The 22,612-nt window shown below is 62.0% G+C and carries 21 protein-coding genes; 8 read left to right on the top strand and 13 right to left on the bottom strand.

The annotated features are described in order from the left end of the window. Positions 1–196: 196 nt before the first annotated feature. Positions 197–1,399 (top strand): MFS transporter, encoded by a 1,203-nt coding sequence (locus TM49_RS11175; protein WP_045681314.1) that lies wholly within the window; start codon positions 197–199, stop codon positions 1,397–1,399. Between the two features lie 3 nt (positions 1,400–1,402). Here TM49_RS11175 and TM49_RS11170 read toward each other — a convergent pair whose 3' ends face one another. Beyond that, on the bottom strand, positions 1,403–2,197 hold the full coding sequence (locus TM49_RS11170; protein WP_045681313.1) for an SDR family NAD(P)-dependent oxidoreductase: 795 nt from the start codon (positions 2,195–2,197) through the stop codon (positions 1,403–1,405). A gap of 1 nt (position 2,198) precedes the next feature. On the opposite strand from TM49_RS11170, the gene TM49_RS11165 reads away from it, so the two are divergent. From TM49_RS11165 to TM49_RS11155, 3 genes are all read left to right on the top strand, one after another. Further along, positions 2,199–2,840 (top strand): TetR/AcrR family transcriptional regulator, encoded by a 642-nt coding sequence (locus TM49_RS11165; protein ID WP_052699814.1) that lies wholly within the window; start codon positions 2,199–2,201, stop codon positions 2,838–2,840. Between the two features lie 151 nt (positions 2,841–2,991). After that, complete coding sequence (locus tag TM49_RS11160) at positions 2,992–3,570, top strand: TRAP transporter small permease subunit (RefSeq protein WP_045681312.1); 579 nt, start codon at positions 2,992–2,994, stop codon at positions 3,568–3,570. Further along, on the top strand, positions 3,563–5,320 hold the full coding sequence (locus TM49_RS11155) for a TRAP transporter large permease (protein WP_045681310.1): 1,758 nt from the start codon (positions 3,563–3,565) through the stop codon (positions 5,318–5,320). The genes TM49_RS11160 and TM49_RS11155 overlap by 8 nt, the downstream gene beginning before the upstream one ends. Positions 5,321–5,456: 136 nt before the next feature. On the opposite strand, the gene TM49_RS11150 is transcribed toward TM49_RS11155, so the two are convergent. Beyond that, positions 5,457–6,575, bottom strand: a complete 1,119-nt coding sequence (locus TM49_RS11150) for a TRAP transporter substrate-binding protein (protein ID WP_045681309.1) — start codon at positions 6,573–6,575, stop codon at positions 5,457–5,459. Between the two features lie 282 nt (positions 6,576–6,857). On the opposite strand from TM49_RS11150, the gene TM49_RS11145 reads away from it, so the two are divergent. Further along, positions 6,858–7,613, top strand: coding sequence for a gamma-glutamyl-gamma-aminobutyrate hydrolase family protein (locus TM49_RS11145; protein WP_045681307.1), 756 nt, complete (start codon positions 6,858–6,860; stop codon positions 7,611–7,613). A 21-nt stretch (positions 7,614–7,634) separates the two neighbouring features. Here TM49_RS11145 and TM49_RS11140 read toward each other — a convergent pair whose 3' ends face one another. Next, positions 7,635–8,069, bottom strand: a complete 435-nt coding sequence (locus tag TM49_RS11140) for a hypothetical protein (RefSeq protein ID WP_045681305.1) — start codon at positions 8,067–8,069, stop codon at positions 7,635–7,637. 71 nt (positions 8,070–8,140) lie between these two features. Between TM49_RS11140 and TM49_RS11135 the strand changes: the two genes are divergently transcribed. Further along, positions 8,141–8,575, top strand: a complete 435-nt coding sequence (locus tag TM49_RS11135) for a MarR family winged helix-turn-helix transcriptional regulator (RefSeq protein WP_045685134.1) — start codon at positions 8,141–8,143, stop codon at positions 8,573–8,575. A 9-nt stretch (positions 8,576–8,584) separates the two neighbouring features. Here TM49_RS11135 and TM49_RS11130 read toward each other — a convergent pair whose 3' ends face one another. Then, on the bottom strand, positions 8,585–9,547 hold the full coding sequence (locus TM49_RS11130) for a 2-hydroxyacid dehydrogenase (protein WP_045681302.1): 963 nt from the start codon (positions 9,545–9,547) through the stop codon (positions 8,585–8,587). A 50-nt stretch (positions 9,548–9,597) separates the two neighbouring features. After that, positions 9,598–10,638, bottom strand: coding sequence for a LacI family DNA-binding transcriptional regulator (locus TM49_RS11125; protein ID WP_045681300.1), 1,041 nt, complete (start codon positions 10,636–10,638; stop codon positions 9,598–9,600). A 294-nt stretch (positions 10,639–10,932) separates the two neighbouring features. Here TM49_RS11125 and TM49_RS11120 point away from each other — a divergent pair, with 294 nt between their 5' ends. Together TM49_RS11120 and TM49_RS11115 are read left to right on the top strand one after the other, a co-directional pair. Next, positions 10,933–12,012: a CobW family GTP-binding protein gene (locus TM49_RS11120; RefSeq protein ID WP_045681298.1), complete on the top strand. Its 1,080-nt coding sequence runs from the start codon at positions 10,933–10,935 to the stop codon at positions 12,010–12,012. Then, positions 12,012–12,998 carry a WD40 repeat domain-containing protein gene (locus TM49_RS11115; RefSeq protein ID WP_045681296.1) on the top strand — a complete coding sequence of 329 codons (987 nt, stop codon included), beginning with the start codon at positions 12,012–12,014 and terminating at the stop codon, positions 12,996–12,998. Before TM49_RS11120 ends, TM49_RS11115 begins: the two co-directional genes overlap by 1 nt. Before the next feature lie 4 nt (positions 12,999–13,002). Here TM49_RS11115 and TM49_RS11110 read toward each other — a convergent pair whose 3' ends face one another. The 8 genes from TM49_RS11110 to TM49_RS11075 form a co-directional block, all read right to left on the bottom strand. Next, a complete protein-coding gene (locus tag TM49_RS11110; RefSeq protein ID WP_158498624.1) occupies positions 13,003–14,538 on the bottom strand; it encodes a putative bifunctional diguanylate cyclase/phosphodiesterase in 1,536 nt (511 codons plus the stop codon). Between the two features lie 184 nt (positions 14,539–14,722). Further along, positions 14,723–15,127, bottom strand: a complete 405-nt coding sequence (locus TM49_RS11105) for a F0F1 ATP synthase subunit epsilon (RefSeq protein WP_045681295.1) — start codon at positions 15,125–15,127, stop codon at positions 14,723–14,725. Between the two features lie 68 nt (positions 15,128–15,195). Beyond that, complete coding sequence (gene atpD / locus TM49_RS11100; RefSeq protein ID WP_045681294.1) at positions 15,196–16,632, bottom strand: F0F1 ATP synthase subunit beta; 1,437 nt, start codon at positions 16,630–16,632, stop codon at positions 15,196–15,198. Positions 16,633–16,653: 21 nt separating this feature from the next. Beyond that, the gene (locus TM49_RS11095; RefSeq protein ID WP_045681292.1) at positions 16,654–17,532 is read right to left on the bottom strand and encodes a F0F1 ATP synthase subunit gamma; all 879 of its coding nucleotides are present in this window, start codon (positions 17,530–17,532) and stop codon (positions 16,654–16,656) included. Between the two features lie 30 nt (positions 17,533–17,562). Continuing rightward, entirely contained in the window at positions 17,563–19,092 is a 1,530-nt protein-coding gene (gene atpA / locus TM49_RS11090; protein ID WP_045681290.1) for a F0F1 ATP synthase subunit alpha, read from the bottom strand. After that, positions 19,092–19,658 carry a F0F1 ATP synthase subunit delta gene (locus TM49_RS11085; RefSeq protein ID WP_045681288.1) on the bottom strand — a complete coding sequence of 189 codons (567 nt, stop codon included), beginning with the start codon at positions 19,656–19,658 and terminating at the stop codon, positions 19,092–19,094. The genes atpA and TM49_RS11085 overlap by 1 nt, the downstream gene beginning before the upstream one ends. A gap of 240 nt (positions 19,659–19,898) precedes the next feature. After that, on the bottom strand, positions 19,899–20,285 hold the full coding sequence (locus TM49_RS11080) for a hypothetical protein (protein WP_045681286.1): 387 nt from the start codon (positions 20,283–20,285) through the stop codon (positions 19,899–19,901). A gap of 42 nt (positions 20,286–20,327) precedes the next feature. Next, on the bottom strand, positions 20,328–22,535 hold the full coding sequence (locus TM49_RS11075) for a primosomal protein N' (protein ID WP_045681284.1): 2,208 nt from the start codon (positions 22,533–22,535) through the stop codon (positions 20,328–20,330). Positions 22,536–22,612 lie beyond the last annotated feature (77 nt).

Here is a 22,612-nt window from a genome sequence, read left to right as displayed (position 1 = left end):
CTGCGCCCGACATCACCTGCCGGCGCGCTCCCTTGTCCTTCGATTACCATACCTTGTTTTGCACTTTCAACAACGCTCTCAGCGAAAGCGCCCACGCCCCATCGGACGATTGACAGTCATTATTTAGGTTGATATCAACGTACATAATCGCAGGGCTCAAAACTTTCGCCTGCCGATCTCTGGAGGGAAGTCTCAGATGCATCAGACGCGCTACCGCTGGGTCATGGTCGCTGCCGGCGCCGTCATCGGCTGTCTTGCCATCGGCGCGGTCTTCTCGCTACCCGTCTTTCTCCGGCCGATGTCGGCCGATACCGGCTGGTCCACCACGGGCATTTCGGCGGCGATGACGATCGGCTTCATCACCTCGGCGCTGGCCAGCATGATCATGGGCTCCCTTTCCGACCGGTTCGGCCCGCGCCCGATCGTGGTTGCGGGAAGCGCGCTGATGGTTGTCGCGCTGCTGCTCGGAAGCGTCAGCACCAGCCTGCCCCTGTTTCAGGCCACCTTCGGCCTGATGTCAGGCCTTGCGATCGCGGCGCTGATGGCGCCGATGATGTCGTCCATCGTCGGCTGGTTCGATACCCACCGCTCGCTCGCCGTCTCGCTGGTCTCCGTCGGCTTCGGCGTCGCGCCGATGACGATGTCGCCGTTTGCGGCCTGGCTGGTCGAGGGCCATGACTGGCGCACCTCTATGCAGGTTATCGCCGTCCTCGTCGCCGTGCTGATGCTGCCGGCCGCCCTCCTCATCCGCCGTCCGCCGGCGGCCGTGGCACCAGCCCCCGGCGTTGCCGAGCCGGAGATCACGGTCGGCGATGCCATCCGCTCGCCGCAGTTCATCGTGCTCTGCCTCACCAACTTCTTCTGCTGTGCCACCCATGCCGGGCCGATCTTCCACACGGTGAGCTATGCCGTCACCTGCGGCATACCGCTGATGGCCGCGGTCTCGATCTATTCCATCGAAGGCCTCGCGGGCCTCGGCGGCCGCGTCGCATTCGGCATCCTCGGAGACCGGCTGGGCGCCAAGCGCGTGCTTGTCGCCGGGCTTCTGGCGCAGGCCTTCGGCGCGCTTGCCTATGCCTTCGTGCGGGAACTGGCGGGCTTCTACACCGTCGCGGCCATCTTCGGCTTCATCTATGCAGGCGTGATGCCGCTCTATGCCGTGCTTGCCCGCGAAAATTTCCCGCAACGGATGATGGGAACCGTCATCGGCGGCACCGGCCTTGCCGGCGGTCTCGGCATGGCGCTCGGCCCGCTCGCCGGCGGCCTCATCTACGATACCTTCGCCACCTACACTTGGATGTATGTCGGCGCCTGGGGCATGGGTATCGGCGCGACGCTGATGGCCATGACCTTCCGCTCGAAGGCAAGCCGCGACACCGCAATGCCGCAGCCTGCCTGATGGCTAGACGCCGGCGCTGCTGCCGCCTTCGGCGGGAAGGATGGCGCCGGTGGTCCAGCGGGCCTCATCGGAGAGCAGATAGAGCGCCACCCGCGCCATGTCGTCGGGATCGGCAATGTAGTTCATGGGCGAGGTTGCCGCAATTTGCTCCCGGGCTTCCTCAGTCGGCATCCAGCCATCGAACATCTCCGAACGGGTTGCGCCCGGCGCAATGGCGTTGACGCGAATGCCCTGGCGACCATAAGCGACAGCCGCTGACTTCGTCAGCCCGGCGACACCCCATTTGCTGGCGCTATAGGCAGCAAGCGACGAAACGCCGATCAGGCCGCCAATGGAAGAAGTGTTGACGATCGAACCGCCGCTCCCCTGCTCCAGCATTGCCGCGATCTCGTATTTCATTGACAGAAACACGCCACGCAGATTGATCGCGATGATGCGGTCGAAGTCCTCAGCATTGGTCTCGTGCAGGCGCCCCGCGCCGCCGACGCCGGCATTGTTGAATGCGAGATCGATGCGACCATAGGTTCGCCGCACGGCATCGACGGCGTGTTTGACCGATGCCTCGTCGCCGACATCGCAGGAAACGGCCTCGACCGCGAACCCTTTGCCGCGAAGTTCCTCGGCAAGTCCGTTCAGCCTGTCCGTTCGTCGGGCCGCGGCAACCACTTGCGCGCCCTCTGCAGCAAAGAGCCGCACGGCGGCCTCGCCGATGCCGCTGGTGGCGCCGGTAACAAGCACCGCTTTGCCCCGAAGCCGGTTATAGGTGGTTTCCAGTTTGGGAGGATGGTTATAAGTCATTATGGAATTCTCCGATGTTGACGACGTCAACATGGTAACGGATGTTGACATTGTCAACATCCGTCCGAAGCGCTGGAATGAGGTTTTTATGACGGATACCCGTACCCGGCTGGTCGAGGCCGCCGCCGCCCTCCTCGACGAGGGCGGCCCCTCAGCTGTGACGCTTCGTGAAGTCGCCGGTCGCGTTGGGCTCTCACACAACGCCCCTTACCGCCATTTCAAGGACAAGGACATGCTGCTCGCCGGCATCGCCGAGCGTGAGCTCGTTGTCTCCCGACAAAACTGGCAGGCGGTTGTCGATGGAAACATGACGCTCATTGACGCCTTGCGCGAGCACCTGCGCCGGGCGATCGCATGGCCGGAACGGTTCAGCCTGACATATGGCCCCTGGCCCGCGGCGGTAAAACATGCCCTGACATCCGGGACGGAGGCTCAGCAGGCCTTTCTCTCTGCCGTCGTCGCGGCACAGGCCCGTGGCGAACTGCCGCCCGGTGAGCCCGAACGCCTCGCCCGGCTTATCCTGGCAACCGCGAACGGCGCCGCCACGCAGGTGATCAACGGCCATCTGGCACGCGGCGGGAAATGGAACGGTGACGCCGAGGACGTCGTCACCGACCTGCTGGCCTTCCTCAATCGCGACTAGACGGTTCTCTCGCAACTTTCAGTCGCGCGGGGCCGCCAGATGTGTTGCAAAATTCCAATTTCGGGTCCGTTTCCGTCCGTATTGTACCAAAGGCATGTTGCGCGGCCTTGACAACTTCCATTAAGGAGTTCGGACGGTTTTGGAGGCCCCAATGAAACCACTTATAATAATAAGCCGTACAATAGACAGGCTGAACGAATTCATCGGACACTCGGTGTCCTGGCTGCTTCTGGTGGCCGTCCTCGTCAGCGCCGGCAATGCGATCAGTCGCAAGCTGTTTGCGCTTTCCTCGAATGCCATGCTCGAACTGCAATGGTATCTCTATGGCGCCGTGTTCATGCTGGCTGCCGCCTATGCACTGCTGAAGAACGAGCATATCCGCATCGACATCCTGTCGTCGTCATGGTCGAAGCGCACCCGCGACTGGATCGATCTCGTGCTGCACACGATCTTCCTCGTGCCGTTTGCCGGCATGATGGTCTATCTCTGCTGGCCGTGGTTCTGGCGGTCGTTCTTTTCCGGCGAGCACTCGACCAATGCCGGCGGCCTGATCCTGTGGCCGGCCAAATCCTTCATCCTGATCGGTTTCATCCTGCTTCTGCTGCAGGCCTTCTCCGAGATCATCAAGCGCGCCGGCGTCATCTCCGGCCATATCGCCGAGGACGACGCGCTCTATCAGGACTCCGGCAATGCCGCGCACATGATGACAGAGGAAAATCCCAATGATTGACCTCATTGCCCATAACCTCGCGCCCATCATGTTCGTCACCGTGATGGCGCTTCTCCTTCTTGGCTATCCGGTCGCCTTCACGCTCGCGGCAGGCGGCCTCGCCTTCTTCGTGCTCGGCGTCGAATTCTCGTCGATCTCGCCGGAAATCCACCTGTTCTGGCCGCTGCTGCAGTCGCATCCCGACCGTTTCTTCGGCGGCATCATGTCGAACGAGACGCTGCTTGCCGTGCCGTTCTTCACCTTCATGGGCATCATCCTCGAGCGCTCGCGCATGGCCGAGGACCTGCTCGATACCATCGGCCAGTTGTTCGGCCCGGTGCGCGGCGGCGTTGCCTATGCGGTGGTGCTCGTCGGCGCGCTGCTCGGCGCCACCACGGGTGTCGTCGCGGCCTCGGTCATGGCCATGGGTCTGATCTCGCTGCCGGTGATGCTGCGCTACGGCTATGACCGGTCGTTCTCGACCGGCACGATCGCGGCCTCCGGCACGCTGGCCCAGATCGTGCCGCCCTCGCTGGTGCTGATCGTCATGGCCGACCAGCTCGGCCGGTCCGTCGGCGACATGTATGTCGGCGCGCTCTATCCCTCGCTGCTGGTGATCGCCGCCTACTGCCTCTACGTCTTCATCACGACGCTGATCCGGCCGAAGGCGGCACCGGCCATGCCGGTCGAGGCACGCACGCTCGGCAGCGGCGTCATCTCGCTCATCGCGATGATCGCGGTCGCTTTCGGCCTCTATTTCCTTGGCTACCACGTGCTCTTCACCGGCCTTGCGGACGCGTGGCGGCTCGTCGCCGCGCTGTTCTTCGGCGTCATGGTCGTCTATCTTGTCGCGATCGCCAATGATCGCTTCAACATGAACCTGCTGTCGCGCCTGTCGCAGCAGGTCATCATCGTGCTGGTGCCGCCGCTGGCGCTGATCTTCCTGGTGCTGGGCACCATCTTCCTCGGCATCGCCACGCCGACGGAAGGCGGCGCGATGGGGGCCGCCGGCGCGCTGCTGCTGGCCCTTGCCAAGGGACGCCTCGACTTCCGCTCGCTGAAGAACGCGCTCGACGCGACCACCAAGCTTTCCGCCTTCGTGATGATGATCCTGATGGGCGCACGCGTCTTCAGCCTCACCTTCTACGGCATCAACGGCAATGTCTGGATCGAGGACCTGCTCACCAGCCTGCCGGGCGGGGAATACGGCTTCCTGATCGTCGTCACCATCATCATCTTCATTCTTGGCTGCTTCCTCGATTTCTTCGAGATTGCCTTCATCATGGTGCCGCTTTTGGTGATGCCCGCGCAGGCGCTGGGTATCGACCTTATATGGTTCGGCATCATTCTTGGCCTCAACCTGCAGACATCGTTCCTGACACCACCCTTCGGCTTCTCGCTGTTCTACCTGCGCTCGGTAACGCCTGCGGGAGACTGGGTCGACAAGGGTACCGGAAACGTCATGCGCGGGGTCAGGACCCTCGACATCTATAAGGGCATCGTTCCCTTCATCCTGATCCAGATGCTGGTGATTGTCGCCGTCATCGCCTTCCCCAAGCTCGTCACCCACTACAAGGACGAGGTGGTCAGGGTCGATCCGGATTCGGTAACGATCGAAATGCCGGCCTTCGGCGGCGACAGCGATGATCCGTTCAGCCTCGACAGCTTCGGCAATGACGGCGGCGGCGATGATCCCTTCGCGCTCCCCGGCTCCGACAGCGGCTCGGACAGCTTCAACCTCGACGACCCGCCAACGCTGAACTTCAACTGATCAACACGAAAACCCCGGAAGCCTGAGCTTCCGGGGTTTTCGTTTGTCCGCGTATCCGCATATCCCCCACTCGATCTCCCCCCTTGAGGGGGAAGATCGAAAGGTGCATCACGCCATGCCACCGGAGGCTTTCGCCTCAGGCGAGCGGCTTGATCATGCCGTTGTTCTGCAGCGCCATCATGAACTGGTCATAGCGGAACTCGGATGTCTTCAGCCAGCCATAGGCGTCGTTCTTGTAGTTGGTCTGATCGTTGTAGATCTTCTTGAACATCGCATTGTCGGCACCGAGCTCGGCATAGACTTCCATGGCAGCATTGAAGCAGGCCTGCATGATTTCGGTGCTGAAACCCTTGAGCTGAGCGCCATCGGCGATGAGTTCGCGGATCGCCACCGGGTTCTTCACGTCGTACTTCGCCATCATGTTGGTGTTGGCAAAGGCGCAGGCGTCATCGAGTGCGGCCTGATAGTTCGCCGGCAGGGCGTCATACTTCTCCTTGTTGAAGAAGGCGTGGATCGTCGGCCCACCTTCCCACCAGCCCGGATAGTAGTAGAACTTCGCCACCTTGTAGAAGCCGAGCTTCTGGTCGTCGTAAGGACCGACGAATTCAGCGGCATCGATCGTGCCCTTCTCCAGCGCCGGGTAGATATCGCCGCCGGCAAGCTGCTGCGGCACGACGCCGACCTTTTCCATGACGCGGCCCGCCAGACCGGCGATGCGCATTTTCAGGCCCTTCAGATCGTCGACCGTATTAACCTCCTTGGAGAACCAGCCGCCCATCTGCACGCCGGTATTGCCCGCAGCAAGGCCATAGACGCCATAGCCAGCGAAGAATTCGTTCAGCAGCGCGTTGCCGTTGCCCTCATAGAGCCAGGCATTCATCAGGCGCGCATTGAGCCCGAAGGGAATGGCCGTGCCGATCGCGAAGGTCGGATCCTTGCCCCAGAAATAGTAGGAGCAGGTGTGCGCCGCTTCCACAGTCCCGGACTGAACGGCATCGAGAGCCTGCAGGCCGGGAACGATTTCGCCAGCGGCATAGCACTGGATATCGAAATTGCCGCCGGTCGCAGCCTTGACATGATTGGCGACATCTTCCGCCCCACCGTAAATCGTGTCGAGCGACTTCGGAAATGACGACGTCATGCGCCAGGTGATTTTCGGATTTTCCTGCGCGATGGCAGGCGCTGCGAGCGCGGTCGCTGCGGCGGCGCCAACACCACCCGCACCGATCCGTTTCATAAAGGAACGACGGTCCATATTATCCTCCCGATTTGACCTGCGCCCGCACTTTTCCTCCTCGAACGGACGCAGGGCGAGAAGAACACTTTGAAAGCAAGCTTTCAACTCCGAAAGCCCTGCAATAGCGGTTTTCTGGACGTAAACGGGCCCACATTCAACCAAGGTATAAGGTGCGCGATATCCGCCGCTTATGGATTCATAGAAATTTCGCATCGCGGCGAGTGCGCTTGCGATTGACACGAACAGCGCGAGGCGACATCACTCGCTGCAAAATCGCTTCCTATTTCGAGAAACAGCGCCATGAGCAAACCCGTCGTTGCCGTTCCCGCAGATACCAAGACCTTCGGTGAAATCGTCTGGCATGCCGCACAGCAGCAGTATGTCGGTGCAGCGCTCGATGTAGCCGGCGTGATGAGTTTCATCATCCCCGCCTTTCCGGAAGGCAACGACATCGATGCCATTCTCGACCGTGTCGACGGCCTGCTGGTGACCGGCGCCATCAGCAATGTCGCGCCTGCACTTTACGGCAAGACTGCCGAGGACAAGGACGGCCCGTTCGATCCCGGTCGCGACGCCAACACGCTGCCGCTGATCCGCGGCGCGGTGGAGCGTGGCCTGCCGCTCCTGGCCATCTGCCGGGGGATCCAGGAGCTCAACGTCGCGCTCGGCGGCACGCTTGTCAGCGAGGTGCACGAGGTCGATGGTCGCATGGATCACCGCGAACCCGATGACGGCAATCGCGACGAAAAGTTCGTCATCCGCCAGAGCGTGCGCATCGCCGAGGGCTCCTGCCTGGCGGGCGTCATCGGCGCCGGCAATATAAAGGTCAATTCCCTCCATCGTCAGGCGATCAGCGACCTCGCCCCGAGCCTGGCCGTCGAAGCTGTCGCTCCGGATGGCACGGTCGAGGCCGTCTCGGTGATCGGTGCGAAAAGCTTCGCCGTCGGCGTGCAGTGGCACCCGGAGTACTGGGCCAAATCCGACACGCCGTCGCGAAAGATCTTCGAGGCCTTCGGCGCTGCCGTCAGGGAATATCAGGCCGCGCAAAAGGGCTGAGGCCTGATAGCACGTCGCTTTTCAGCGGCGCCGGCCCTTCATGCGCAACCCGTCTCGCATGTTCATCGCCAATAGCGTGATGTTGACGGCTCCGAAGATGAGTTCGATTGCCTGTACGGCATAAAAGCTCGCATCAAACGCGCTGGCCTGTGCCTTCGCCGACAGAAACAGCGCCGCGGGTATCAGAACAACAACGCCGTTGATGGCGATGATCGGCATGCGCCGGCGCTTTGCCGCTATCAGCCGTCCGCGCATCGGGCGCGCCAACCGGAAGCCGGAAAAGCCGGCAAGCCCGACAAGCGGCACGAGCAGCAGAAAGCCCCAGGGTATCGACGTCTTGACCAGTGTGATCAGACCGGCGCTGGCGAAGGTCTCGGTCAGCACCGTGGTCAGCCAGAAGCTGGTGACGACAGCCAAGGCAAGGGCGCCGGCAACGGCATGAAGTATCTTCAGCATGTGCCGCCTCCATATTATATAGCTTGCTATATATCATTGCATAGCTTGCTATGCAAATGTTAATGGAGCGCATGATCTTTTCGAAAGACCAATCGGCGGGCTATCTTACCAACCATCTGGCGCGGCTCCTTGAGCGCGGGCTGGCAGGCCGCATCAGACCGCTCGGGCTGACGACCGGCACTTTCCCCGCCCTCCTCGAACTTTGGGAAAATGACGGGCTGACGCAAAAGCAATTGGTGGAGCGGCTCGATATCGAGCAGGCAACGATGGCCAACACCCTTTCGCGCATGGAGCGCGACGGCTTGATCCGGCGCGAGAAGGACCGCGATGACGGCCGCGTTCAGCGCATCAAGCTGACGGACCGGGCGCGCGCTCTGCGCGACCCCGCGATCGCCGCCGCCACGGCCGAGAACGAAGACGCTCTCCTCGCCCTTTCGGACCAGGAGAGCGCGCAGTTCATCGCTCTCATGCAAAAGATCATCGCCGCCAGAAAAGAGCGGCCCTGATCTTCGACCTTACGCTTTCGGCGGAACCGGGGTTTCCGGAACCGGGGTCACCGGCCGCTTTTCGGCAAACCAGCCCTTCAAATTGTCGCCGACGAGCGCGGCCATCGCTTCACGCGTCGGCACCGAGGCGGAGGCGACGTGCGGCAGCACGCTGACATTGTCGAAATCGAGAAGCCGGGAAGGAACCTTTGGCTCGTCGTAGAACACGTCGAGGCCGGCGCCACCAAGCGTTCCTGCCTCGAGCGCGGCGATCAGATCGTCCTCGTTCACCGTCCAGCCGCGGCCGACATTGATCAGCACGCCTTCCGGCCCCAGTGCCTTCAGCACGGCGGCATCGACCGTCTTGTGGGTCTCGTCCGTCTTCGGAACGATGCAGATCAGCGTATCGACTGCTTCGGCAAGCGAGGCGAGCGTCGGGTGGTAGGCATAGGTGACGCCCTTTTTCGGCGAGCGCGTATGATAGGCGATCTCGACCTTGAACGGCTCCAGCCGCGCCGCGATTTCCAGCCCGATGCGGCCGAGACCGTAGAGCCCGACCTTGCGGCCCTTGACGGTGAGCGGCGACAGCGGAAAGCCGCCTTCCTTTTCCCAGCGGCCGTCACGGACCCATTTCTCGGCGGAATAGAACCGGCGGACGGTGTTGAGCAGCAGCGCGATGGCGGTATCGGCCACCTCGTCGTTCAGCACATTCGGCGTATGGGTCACCACGATGCCGCGATCGGCGGCATGGGCCGTGTCGATACCGTCATAGCCGACGCCGGGGCAGGAGATGATCTCGAGGTTGGGCAGGGCATCCATCTGCGCCGCCGAAAAGCCGCCAAAGGCGACGACGGCACGGATCTCCGCCGCCTTTTCCGCGCCCAGAGCCTGAGGCCCCTCCTCCGGCATGGTGATAAGATTGAACTCGTCCTTCAGCACCTTTTCCACGAACGGATTGAGGTTTTGCGACAGCATGACGGTGTTTCTGGACATGGGGCCTCCCGAAAGGAATTTCTGTAAAACATGGCTTGAAATGATAACCGCTAGACCGCGAGATGGTTCTCAGCGGTTTCGCGATAAGGGCCGGTGGATTGGCGGATGCGCATTTCCGGCTTGATGAGGTGCATGCCGTTCGGGGCACTGGAACCGGCGAGCTTGTCGAGAAGCGCGCGGGCGGCGAGCCGGCCGACCTCGGCCTGGCCGTTCCACACCGTGGTGAGCGACGGCGTCGCAATCGAGGCTTCCTCGAGATCGTCATAGCCGGTGACGGAAATATCGACGCCCGGCGTCAGCCCGGCACGCGAGATGCCGTTCATCAGGCCGATGGCGACGAGGTCGTTCCAGCAGACGGCGGCCGTCGGCTTCTGCGGCAGGGACAGGAAGTGCACCGCCGCCTCGAACCCGCCCTGCTTTGTGCGCGGACCGGGGAGCCTGAGACCCGGATCGACCGAGATACCCGCCTTCTTCAGCGCGTTGGCATAGCCCGCATAGCGGTCGCGGCCGGTGGACGTCTGATCGGTACCGCCGATCATCGCGATGCAGCGATGGCCGAGACCGATGAGGTGGTTGGTCGCAAGCGCGATGCCGTAGCTGTCATCGCCGCGATAGGTCGGCAGGTCCAGCTCCTCCATGGTGCGGGCGATGAAGATCGCCGGCATGCCGTTTTCCTCCGCCAGCATCACATCCTCCGGCGGCGTGCCGATGGCCGGCGACATGATCACGCCATCGCCACCGAGCTGCAGCAGGGTCTCGATGAAATTGCGCTGCTTTTCGACCGAATCGTAATGGTTGGAGAGGATGAAGGTGTGGCGGTTGCGATCGAGCTCGCTTTCGATCGCCTTCAGGATTTCACCGTAGAACGGGTTCATGATGTCGTGAACGACGACGCCGAGAATACCCGAGCGCGAGGTCCTGAGGCTGGCGGCGCGGCGATTGTAGATATAGCCGAGTGCCCGGGCCTGTTCCTTGATGCGCTCGCGGGTCGCGGCGGCAACCAGCGGGCTGTCGCGCAGCGCCAGTGATACCGTTGCCGTGGAGATACCCAGCGATTCAGCGATTGTCGAAAGTTTGACCTTCTGGGCCACGCATCGTTCTCCCGGTCCTTCAGTCTTTTGCCGATCTTTATCGATTTAAATTTTTAAAGCAGAAATACCCGCATTTTCAACATAAAAGGCTAAATCCATTTAATTCTCCCCCGCAATAGCGCACCACCACGATCGGTGTGGGCGACCCGACGCCGCGCTTGTGCCGATCCGCCGTGGTCCTTATATATTCGGTCAACCCCTCGCCTGTGGCGACGCCTGTGCAGGCTGCCGCCCCGGCTCAACAACCTTTTCAACGCATTTCCGGCCCTCGCCGGCAATGTCCGAGGATTTGTCATGACCGAGACACAAGAACTGAAGCCCATTCCGGTGACCGTGCTGACCGGCTATCTGGGCTCCGGGAAGACCACGCTCCTGAACCGCATTCTTTCCGAAAATCACGGCAAGCAATATGCCGTCATCGTTAATGAATTCGGCGAGATCGGCATCGACAACGACTTGATCGTCGAATCCGACGAAGAGATCTACGAGATGAACAATGGCTGCGTCTGCTGCACGGTGCGCGGCGACCTGATCCGCGTTGTGGAAGGCCTGATGCGCCGCCCGCGCCGCTTCGACGGCGTCATCATCGAGACCACCGGCCTTGCCGATCCCGTGCCGGTCGCCCAGACCTTCTTCATGGATGACGATGTCCGCTCCAAGACCGCGCTTGACGCCGTCGTCACGCTCGTTGATGCCAAACACCTGCCGCTGCGCCTGAAGGACAGCCGCGAGGCCGAAGACCAGATCGCCTTCGCCGATATCGTGCTTCTCAACAAGACCGACCTCGTCAGCGCCGAGGAACTGGCCGAGGTCGAGCGTCTGGTGCGCGCGATCAATCCCGCTGCCCGCATCCATCGCACCGAGCGTTCGGGCATCGAGCTTTCGCAGATCCTGAACCAGAACGCCTTCGACCTGCAGCACGTGCTGGAAGACGATCCCCACTTCCTGGATCATGACGAGCACGACCATGACCACGAATGCGGCCCGGATTGCGATCACGATCATCATCACCACCACCATCATGATCATGACGGCCACGATCACCACCACCACGGTCTCTCCGACCATCACGATGTGACGGTGACATCGGTTTCGCTGAGGGGCGGCGAGCTCGATCCCAACCGCTTCTTCCCTTGGATCCAGTCGGTCACCCAGAACCAGGGACCTAACATTCTGCGGCTGAAGGGCATTCTGGCGTTCAAGAACGATCCGGAGCGCTACGTCGTCCAGGGCGTCCACATGATCATCGAGGGCGACCATCAGCGCGCCTGGAAGGAAGGCGAGCGGCATGAAAGCCGGCTGGTCTTCATCGGCCGCGAACTCGACGAGGAGAAGCTGGCGAAAAGCTTCCGCGCCTGCGAGGTGCAGTCGTAATGCCGAGCGTCGCCCCTTTCGACATCGACGACCACGTAATCGCCGCCTCGTTTCTGGGCGGCGTCCCATTCTTTGCCGGGGCTTCCGGCACCATCCACCGCCTCGACGGAGCCAAAAAGGCGATCGAAGCGCATGATGGGCTGCTGACCTGCGTGCGCGATCCCTTCAGCGCCTCGCTGATCACCGGCGGCGAGGATGGCCGGGTGCTGCGCATCGGCAAGGACGGCACGGTTGAGGAACTTGCAAGCGAGCCCCGCAAGTGGATTTCCGTGGTCGCCGGCGGCCCGCATGGGGCGGTCGCCTATGCCGTCGGGCGCGAAACGCGTGTCATCGAAAGCGGCACGACGCATCTCTTCCGCGAGGAGCGCAGCGTCGAGGGCGTCGCCTTCGCGCCGAAAGGTCTGCGGATCGCCGCAGCCCGCTATAACGGCGCCTCGCTGCATTGGGTAACCGGCACGGCGCCCGCCACCAAACTCGAGTGGAAGGGCGCCCATATCGGCATCACCTTCTCCCCCGACGGTCGGTTCCTGGTGACGTCGATGCAGGAGAACGCGCTTCATGGCTGGAAGCTTGACGGCAAGATGAATGCCGATGCGCGGCACATGCGCATGAGCGGCTATCCGGCCAAGGTGAAATCCTGGTCATGGTCGCCGAAGGGCAAATGGCTCGCCACCTCCGGCGCGCCGGCGGCGATCGTCTGGCCGTTTTCCGGCAAGGATGGCCCGATGGGCAGGGCGCCGCTCGAGCTTGGCACCCGCGCCAACATCATGGTCACGCAGGTCGCCTTCCATCCGGCGGAAGAAGTCCTCGCCATCGGCTTCATCGATGGCATGGTCATGGCGGTGCGGCTTTCAGACAGCAAGGAGGCGCTGCTGCGCCGCCCCGGTAAGGGCGCGATCAGCGCGCTCGGCTGGGACGAGACCGGCAAGCGCCTTGCCTTCGCCTCCGAGACCGGCGATTGCGGCGTCATCACCATCGGCGACTGACGCCTCACGCGCCGGCGAAAAACCGGTTCAGTTCTTCGGCCGGCAGCGGGCGGGCGTAATAGTACCCCTGCGCCGCATCGACACCGTGGCTGATGATCCAGTCTGCCTGCACCTGATCCTCGACACCTTCCGCGACCGTGCGCAGGCCGAGGGCGTGACAGAGCCTGATCGTCGAGGACACGATCTCCTCGTTTTGCGGGTCGACACCGATGCCGGCAACGAAGCTTCGATCGATCTTCACCCGGTCGAACGGCAGCTCGCGCAGCTGCTTGAGGCTGGAATAGCCGGTCCCGAAGTCATCGAGCGCCACGGTCATACCGTGGCTCTTGAGCCTCTCGAGCGTTTTTCGCGAAAGGGCAACGTCGGTCACGAGCGCATCTTCGGTCACCTCGATCTCCAGCCGATCGGGCGAGAACCGGTGACGCCGCAGAACCTTCAGCAGATTTGCCGCGAAGTTCCGGTCGCAAAGCTGCTGCGGCATCACGTTGATGGCGAGCCTGACATCGGCGGGCCAGGCCACGGCATCCGCACAGGCTTTTTCAAGCATGGCCGTGAACAGCGCCGGAATATAGCCGGCGGCCTCCGCGAGCGGAACGAAATCGCCGGCGCTCAGGAGCCCAAGCGTCGGATGGCGCCAACGCGCCAGCACTTCGACGCAAATGATCTTGCCGCTGGGGAACTCCCGGATGGGCTGGTAGAACGGGATGACGGCTCCGGATTTGAGCGCGCTGTCGAGCTCCAGTTCGAGAAGCTGATCGTCTGCGCCCCTCCCCTCCGTTTCCGCATCGAAGAAGACAAGCCGATGTCGGCCGTTTTCCTTGGCACGATACATTGCCGTATCGGCCTTTTTCAGCAGCGTTTCGCGGGAGTTTCCATCACGCGGACAGACCGCGATACCGATACTGATCGACATACTGATGGCGCGGCCCATGACGGAGACGGGCTCGGCCGCTGCCGCAATCAACCGTTCCGCTATGCCGGCCAACGTCCGTTCGTCCGACGCACCTGCGACAATCATCGCGAACTCGTCACCGCCGAGACGGCCGAGGAAATCCTCGGGTCGAAGGTTCTTCTTGAGCCGCTCCACCAACGCCTGCAGAAGGCGATCGCCAGCCTCGTGACCCAGGTTATCGTTGATCTGCTTGAAGCGGTCGAAGTCGATGAAGAAAAGCGCAAACGCGTCGGTATCACGCCGCGCACGCGAAAGCCGGCGGTCGCACTCCTCCTCGAAGGAGCGCCGGTTGGGAATGCCCGTCAGCGCATCCTGACGCGCCAGCGCCTGGGCCAGCCGCTCCGCCTCACGGCGCCTCGCTATCTCCCGGTTCAGCTCGCGCGAACGTCGAAACAGCAGGAAACCAAGCCCGATGCTCATCACCATCAAAACAGTGAACAGCTCATCGACTTCCCAGTCTTCATGATTTCGTGAAAATCTGGCCAGCATCTCGAACGCGTCAATGCGGATCAGTATCGCTGCAACGCCAATCGTCGCCAACGATACGATGACCGCATCGCGGGAGAACTTGCTGCGTAAATTTGCCATGCCCATCCATCAATCCATAGCAATTGCTCTGGACACGCGCCTATCGTCGCCCCCCGGGCGGTATCACTTTATCTATGACTGTTTACGCACAGAAATACAAACTGGTTCTCTGACCGACGGATTTCAGCACAAAAAAACCGCAGCACATGGCTGCGGCTTTCTGGAAATCATCCGGCAAATCCGATCAGGCGGGCAGAACCGTCTGATTGAGATGCGTGAGCTCGTTGAGCATCTGCTCGATGGCGCTCTTGTGCTCGTGATGGCTAGCGTCGTTCAGCTCCTTGCGGAGCTGTTTGATGCGGTGCTCGATGGCGTCGCTCGCCTCGCCGATCGGTACGGCCGTCTCGGCGAGCAGCGTGCAGGACGTGCCCTGGATATCGGCGAAGCCGTGGAACACCAGGAACTGGAATTCCTTGCCGTCATGGTTCTTGAACTTCACCATGCCCGGACGAACGATCGTCATGGTCGGCGCATGGTTCGGCATCACCGTCATTTCGCCTTCGCTTGCCGGGATCACCACCGCATCCGTCTCCGCCGAAGCGAGAAGCTTCTCCGGGGTCACCAGCTCGAAAATCATTGTGTCAGCCATGACGTTCCTCGTCAAAATTCATTTCACCGGATGACGGCGGCTCGGCGGCCGCCGTCTGAAAGCAACCGTTAGGCAGCTTCGGCGAGCTTCTTGGCCTTGGCAACAGCGTCGTCAATGGTGCCGACCATGTAGAAGGCCGCTTCCGGCAGGTGGTCGTATTCGCCTTCGACGAGACCCTTGAACGAGCGGATCGTGTCTTCCAGCGAGACCAGGATGCCCGGCGAACCGGTGAACACTTCGGCAACGTGGAACGGCTGCGACAGGAAGCGCTCGATCTTGCGGGCGCGGGCAACCGTCAGCTTGTCCTCTTCGGAAAGCTCGTCCATGCCGAGAATGGCGATGATGTCCTGAAGCGACTTGTAGCGCTGCAGGGTCGACTGAACCGCACGGGCAACCGCGTAGTGCTCTTCGCCGACAATCATCGGGTCAAGCATGCGCGAGGTCGAGTCGAGCGGGTCAACGGCCGGGTAGATGCCCTTTTCCGCGATCGAGCGCGACAGCGTCGTCGTAGCGTCAAGGTGGGCAAACGAGGTTGCCGGCGCCGGGTCGGTCAGGTCGTCGGCAGGCACGTAAATGGCCTGAACCGAGGTGATCGAACCCTTGGTCGTGGTGGTGATGCGCTCCTGCAGGGCACCCATGTCGGTCGACAGCGTCGGCTGATAGCCCACGGCCGAAGGGATACGGCCGAGCAGGGCCGAGATTTCCGAGCCTGCCTGGGTGAAGCGGAAGATGTTGTCGACGAAGAACAGAACGTCCTGACCCTGGTCGCGGAACGACTCGGCAATCGTCAAGCCCGAGAGCGCGACGCGTGCACGTGCGCCCGGAGGCTCGTTCATCTGGCCGTAGACCAGTGCGCACTTCGAACCCTCGGCCGAACCGTTGTTCTTCGACGGATCAACGTTCACGTTGGATTCGATCATTTCGTGGTAAAGGTCGTTGCCTTCACGGGTCCGCTCGCCAACACCAGCGAACACGGAATAGCCGCCGTGCGCCTTGGCGATGTTGTTGATCAGTTCCTGAATGAGAACCGTCTTGCCAACGCCGGCGCCGCCGAACAGGCCGATCTTGCCGCCCTTGGCGTAAGGCGCAAGAAGGTCGACGACCTTGATGCCGGTGATCAGGATTTCCGCTTCGGTCGACTGGTCGACATAGGGCGGTGCTTCCTGGTGGATGGCGCGCTTTTCCTTGGTCTTGATCGGACCGACTTCATCGACGGGCTCGCCGATGACGTTCATGATGCGGCCGAGCGTTTCTTCGCCGACCGGCACCTGAATGGGAGCGCCCGTATTCTTGACTTCCTGACCACGGATCAGACCTTCGGTCGCGTCCATGGCGATCGTGCGAACTTCGTTCTCGCCGAGATGCTGGGCGACTTCGAGAACAAGCCGGTTGCCGTGGTTGTCGGTTTCAAGCGCGTTCATGATGGGGGGCAGGTCGCCGGTGAAAGCGACGTCAACGACGGCGCCGATAATCTGCGTCACCTTACCGATAGAGGCCTCAGCCATGTTAAAACCCTCTTTCCAGCTTTAGAGCGCTTCCGCGCCCGCAATAATTTCGATCAGTTCCGTGGTGATCTTCTCCTGACGCCTACGGTTGTAGGTCAGCGTCAGCTTGTCGATCATCTCACCGGCATTGCGCGTTGCATTGTCCATAGCGGTCATCTTCGCGCCCATCTCGCCGGCGACATTCTCGAGCAGCGCCCGGAAGATCTGCACACGGATGTTGAGCGGCACGATTTCCTCGAGGATCGTCTCGGCGTCCGGCTCGTATTCATAGAGCGAGGCACTCTCGCGTTCCTCAGCCTCGGCCGGCGGTGCGGCCGGGATGAGCTGAAGCGTGGTCGGAACCTGCGAGATGACCGACTTGAACTCCGAGTAGATCAGGTTGCAGACGTCGAATTCACCAGCCTCGAACATCTCGATGAGGCGGTTGCCGATGTCCTCGGCATTCTCGAAGCCGATCTTGCGCACGTCGCGCAGGTCCTTGCGTTCGACGATGATGTCGGCGAATTCGCGACGCAGAGCGTCATAGCCCTTGCGGCCAACGCAGAAGATCTTGACGGTCTTGCCCTTCGCGATCAGGTCACGGGCCAAAAGACGGGCATGACGCGCGATCTGCGCGTTGAAGCCGCCGCAAAGTCCACGTTCTGCGGTGCAGACCAGGAGAAGATGAACGTCGTCCTTGCCGTTTCCCTTCATCAGGGCCGGCACTTCCTCGCCTTCGCCAACGGCCGCCGTCAGGTCGGCCATCACGGTTCCCATACGCTCGGAGTAAGGCCGCGCGTTTTCCGCGGCCTCCTGGGCGCGACGAAGCTTCGCCGCGGCGACCATCTGCATCGCCTTGGTGATCTTCTGCGTCGCCTTGACCGATGCGATGCGAAGCTTCAGGTCCTTCAAAGAAGCCATGGCTTCAGGTTCCTCGCTGAATAACCCGTTTTACGAAAAGTTCTTGGAGAACGCGTCGATTGCAGCCTTGAGCTTGCCCTTCAGGTCGTCGCTCAGTGCCTTCTCGGTGCGGATGCCTTCAAGAACGTCGCTCGCTTCACCGCGCAGGTAGGACAGAAGGCCCTTTTCAAACGCGCTGACCTTGGCGACCGGGAGCTTGTCGAGATAGCCGTTAACGCCGGCGAAGATGACCGCGACCTGCTCTTCCGTCTTCAGCGGCGAGAACTGCGGCTGCTTCAGGAGTTCGGTCAGACGGGCACCACGGTTCAGAAGGCGCTGGGTTGCAGCGTCAAGGTCGGAACCGAACTGTGCGAAGGCGGCCATTTCACGATACTGGGCGAGCTCGCCCTTGATCGAACCGGCAACCTGCTTCATCGCCTTGATCTGCGCCGACGAACCAACGCGAGACACCGACAGACCGACGTTAACGGCCGGACGGACGCCCTGGTAGAACAGGTCGGTTTCAAGGAAGATCTGGCCGTCGGTGATCGAGATCACGTTGGTCGGAATGAACGCCGAAACGTCGTTACCCTGCGTTTCGATGACCGGCAGAGCCGTCAGCGAACCGGCGCCGCGCTCGTCGGAGAGCTTGGCGGCGCGCTCGAGAAGACGCGAATGCAGGTAGAAAACGTCGCCCGGATAGGCTTCGCGGCCTGGCGGGCGGCGCAGCAGCAGCGACATCTGACGATAGGCAACGGCCTGCTTGGAAAGGTCGTCATAAGCGATCAGGGCATGCATGCCGTTGTCGCGGAAATATTCGCCCATTGCGCAACCGGCGAACGGAGCGATGTACTGCATCGGCGCCGGATCGGAGGCCGTGGCCGCGATGACGATCGAATACTGCAGCGCGCCGCGCTCTTCCAGCGTCTTCACGAACTGGGCAACCGTCGAACGCTTCTGACCGACAGCGACATAGACGCAATAGAGCTTTTCCGTGTCCGGGCCGTTGTCGTGGATCGGCTTCTGGTTCAGGAAGGTGTCGAGAATGATGGCGGTCTTGCCGGTCTGGCGGTCGCCAATGACGAGCTCGCGCTGGCCGCGGCCAACCGGGATCAGAGCGTCAATGGCCTTGAGGCCCGTCGACATCGGCTCGTGAACCGACTTGCGCGGAATAATGCCCGGCGCCTTGACGTCAACAACAGCGCGCTCTTCCGAAGCGATCGGGCCCTTGCCGTCGATCGGATTGCCGAGCGCGTCGACGACGCGACCGAGAAGGGCGGGACCAACCGGCACATCAACGATGGCGCCGGTCCGCTTGACGACGTCGCCTTCCTTGATCTCGCGGTCCGAACCGAAGATAACCACACCGACATTATCGGCTTCGAGGTTCAGCGCCATGCCGCGAACGCCAGCCGAAAACTCGACCATTTCGCCGGCCTGAACATTGTCGAGGCCATAGACGCGCGCAATGCCGTCACCGACCGAAAGCACCTGGCCGACTTCCGAGACCTCAGCCTCTTCGCCGAAATTTTTGATCTGCTCTTTCAGAATTGCGGAAATTTCCGCGGCCCGGATATCCATCAGCCAACCTCTTTCAGTGAAAGCTTAAGTTTGGAGAGTTTGGTGCGCAGCGATGTGTCGATCTGGCGCGAGCCGACCTTGACGATCATGCCACCAAGAAGCGAGGCGTCTTCGGTGATGTCGAGAACGACATCCTTGCCCGTCGCACCCTTCAGCGCTTCTCTCAGTTCCTGTTGTTGCTCGGCGGAAAGTTTATGCGCCACAGCCACTTCTGCCGTGATTTCGCCACGATTCGCGGCCACTTCCTGACGGAACGCAGAAATCATGCCGGGCAGAACGAACAAACGTCGATTCTTGGCAACGAGTTTGACGAAGTTCGCGGCATAGCCACCGATCTTTGCCTTCGCCAGAATGGCGGTCACGGCCTTGAGCTGCTCGTCGGCGCTGAAGACCGGGCTCATGACAAGCCGCCGGAAATCGTCGCTTTCTTTCAGCAGGGCATCGATACGATCGAGATCCTTGCCGACAGCATCAATGCTGTTGTCTTCCTTTGCAAGTTCGAACAGCGACAACGCATAACGCTGAGCAACGTTCGACACAGAATGGGACAGGTCTGCCACAGGCACATATTCCCCTTAAAACGATCCCTGCGATGCCTCCAACGACATGCCGCAAGGCCCTCAAATCCTCACAATATCCCCGCGAAACAGCAAATTATTCCGCTTGCCCTCTCGATAGTCGGGGTTCGTCTAGCACAGCTATAAGCTCTCCGCAACACGATCAAAGCCGGTTTGAAACATTGCCGGTCCTTTCCCGCGTCAAAGCTGCAAAACCCTGAAAGAAACCAGTTTTCGCTGTATTTCGCGTCAAGCCCAACCCAGTCCGTATAGCAGCATGAATACGCCCGCAACTGCTTGGCACACGAGGAAGATTCCTCCCATCACCGATCGGCTCTTCAGCGTCGCCATCCACAGAAGACGCGTCAGGAAACCGAAAATCAGCGCCAGGCCAAATGTGCGGTAGATCATCGGCTGGTCGAACAGGAGCGCCATCAGCGAGATCGCGGCGTAGGTGCCGCCGATCAGCGAACGAATGTGGATACTCGCCGAGCCTTCTTCCCTGAGACCGGTAAAGCCGGCAATGCCAAGCAGCCGCAACGGCGCCAGCGCGACGATCAGCCCCCAGATCAGGATCACCACTGCCATGAACAGCGCGATCTGGCCTACGAAACTCTCCGGCCAATAAAAACTCATCGGGATCTCCTCATTGTCATGCCATTTTCCGCCTCACTTCATTTAGAGGAAGCTTTGCGGGTCGATGTCAAGCTGAACCCGCACCGAACCGCGTTGTTTCGGTCCGTTTTCGAGCATGGCCCGAAGATAGGCCTGAATATCGTCAGTCCTGCGACCATGCACCAGAAGACGGAACCGGTAGCGTCCGCGCACCAGCGCCAGCGGCGCCTCTGCCGGGCCGAGTACGGAGATCGTTCGCCCATGAGGCGCCGATGCCCGCAAGCCGCGCGCATGGACCTCCGCCTCGGCGCGGGTTTCGGCCGAGACGATGACGGCGGCGAGCCGGCCGAAGGGCGGCAGGCCACTCTTTTCGCGCTCGCCGATCTCGCGTTCGTAGAAAGCCTCGGCATCGCCGGAAACGATCGCCTGCATCACCGGATGCATCGGCTGATAGGTCTGGATCAGCCCACGGCTCGCAAGCCCCGTGCGCCCGGCGCGGCCGGTCACCTGCGACAGCAGCTGGAAGGTGCGCTCGGCCGCACGCGGATCGCCATTGGCAAGCCCGATATCGGCGTCGACAACACCCACCGTCGTCATCAACGGAAAATTATGGCCCTTGGCGACGAGCTGGGTGCCGATCACGATATCGGCCTCGCCATTCGCCACCGCCTCCAGTTCCAGCCTCAGCCGTTTGACGCCACCGGCCATGTCCGAGGACAGAATGATGGTGCGACGTTCGGGAAAATGCTTCTCGACCTCTTCGGCAATGCGCTCCACGCCTGGCCCGCAGGCGACGAGATGATCGAGCGTGCCGCATTCCGGGCAGGCTTCCGGCACGGGCTCGGCATGGCCGCAGTGGTGGCACATCAGCTGGCCGCGGAAGCGATGCTCGACCAGCCAGCTTGAGCAATTGGGGCACTGGAAGCGATGGCCGCAGACCCGGCAGAGCGTCAGCGGCGCATAGCCACGCCGGTTCAGGAACAGGAGCGCCTGCTCGCCGCGCTTCACCGAACGCTCGACCGCGTCGATGAGCACCGGCGACAGGAAGCCGCCACGCGCCGGCGGATGGCGGCGCATGTCGACTGTCGTGAGGTCCGGAAGGGCGGCTTCGGCGAATCGACCGGGCAGATGCAGCCGGTCGTAGCGCCCCGAAAGGGCGTTGACCTGGCTTTCGACGGAGGGCGTGGCGGAGGCGAGCACTGCCGAAAAACCGCCGATTCGGGCGCGCACCACAGCCATATCGCGAGCGTTGTAGAACACCCGGTCTTCCTGTTTGTAGGCAGTATCGTGTTCCTCGTCGACGATGATGAGGCCGAGGTCGTCAAACGGCAGGAACAGGGCCGAACGCGCACCGGCGACGACCTTGACCGTTCCCTCCGAAGTCTGGCGCCAGACCTTTTCGCGCATGCGCGGGGCAAGATCCGAATGCCATTCGCCGGGCTTGGCCCCAAAGCGGCTTTCGAATCGACCGAGGAAGGCCGACGTGAGCGCGATTTCCGGCAGCAGAATCAGCACCTGCCGCCCCTGGCGGAGCGTCTCGGCGATCGCCTCGAAATAGACCTCGGTCTTGCCGGAGCCGGTAACGCCGTCGATCAGCGTCACCGAAAAGCCCCCTGCCCTGACCGCATCCACCAGCTTGTCGGCCGAGACCTGCTGATCGGGCGAGAGGTCCGGCGGCGCGTGGTCGGGTTCGGGCAGGCCGACGGCTGGCGGTGGCGGCAGGAAGATGGTTTCGAACACGCCATGCTTCATCATCGTGTCGACGACGCTGGTGCTGACGCCCGCCGCATGGGCAAGGCCAAGGCGGGTCCAGACCGGAACCTCTTCCGCCAGCTCCAGCACGCGGCTGCGCGCCGGCGTCATCCGCTCCGGCTGAACGCCGGTCAGCCGCACGCCCTCGACCATCGGCTCCGGCTCGAGCGCGGCCGGCGCGCGCACCGCCATGCGGGCAACGAGACCGGGCGGCGTCAGGGTATAGGAGGCGACCCAGTCGACGAAGCGGCGCATGCCGTCGCTCACTGGCGGGCAGTCGAATACATGTTCGATGGGTCTCAGTTTCTTGGGATCGACGAGATCGGCGGCCTCATCCCAGACAATGCCGATCACCTTGCGCGGCCCGACCGGCACCTGCACGACCGAACCCGGCATCACCACCATGCCTTCCGGAACGGCATAGGAATAAGGCCCGTCCACCGGCAGCGGCACCATCACCGGGACGGCGCTCACCAGATTGGGCGGCTTTCCGAAAAGATCGAGCGAATCTGAAATCATGGCTGGTCAGCTTGCCCCCGACCGGCGCGAATGTGAAGCGGCGGATTGATCAGCGGTCAGACGGGTGCGGCGCGGCG

The sequence above is a fragment of the Martelella endophytica genome, from assembly GCF_000960975.1.
Taxonomy (GTDB): Bacteria; Pseudomonadota; Alphaproteobacteria; order Rhizobiales; family Rhizobiaceae; genus Martelella; species Martelella endophytica.
The sequence above is the reverse complement of the archived record's forward strand: the minus strand, read 5'-3'. Positions and strand labels throughout refer to the sequence as shown.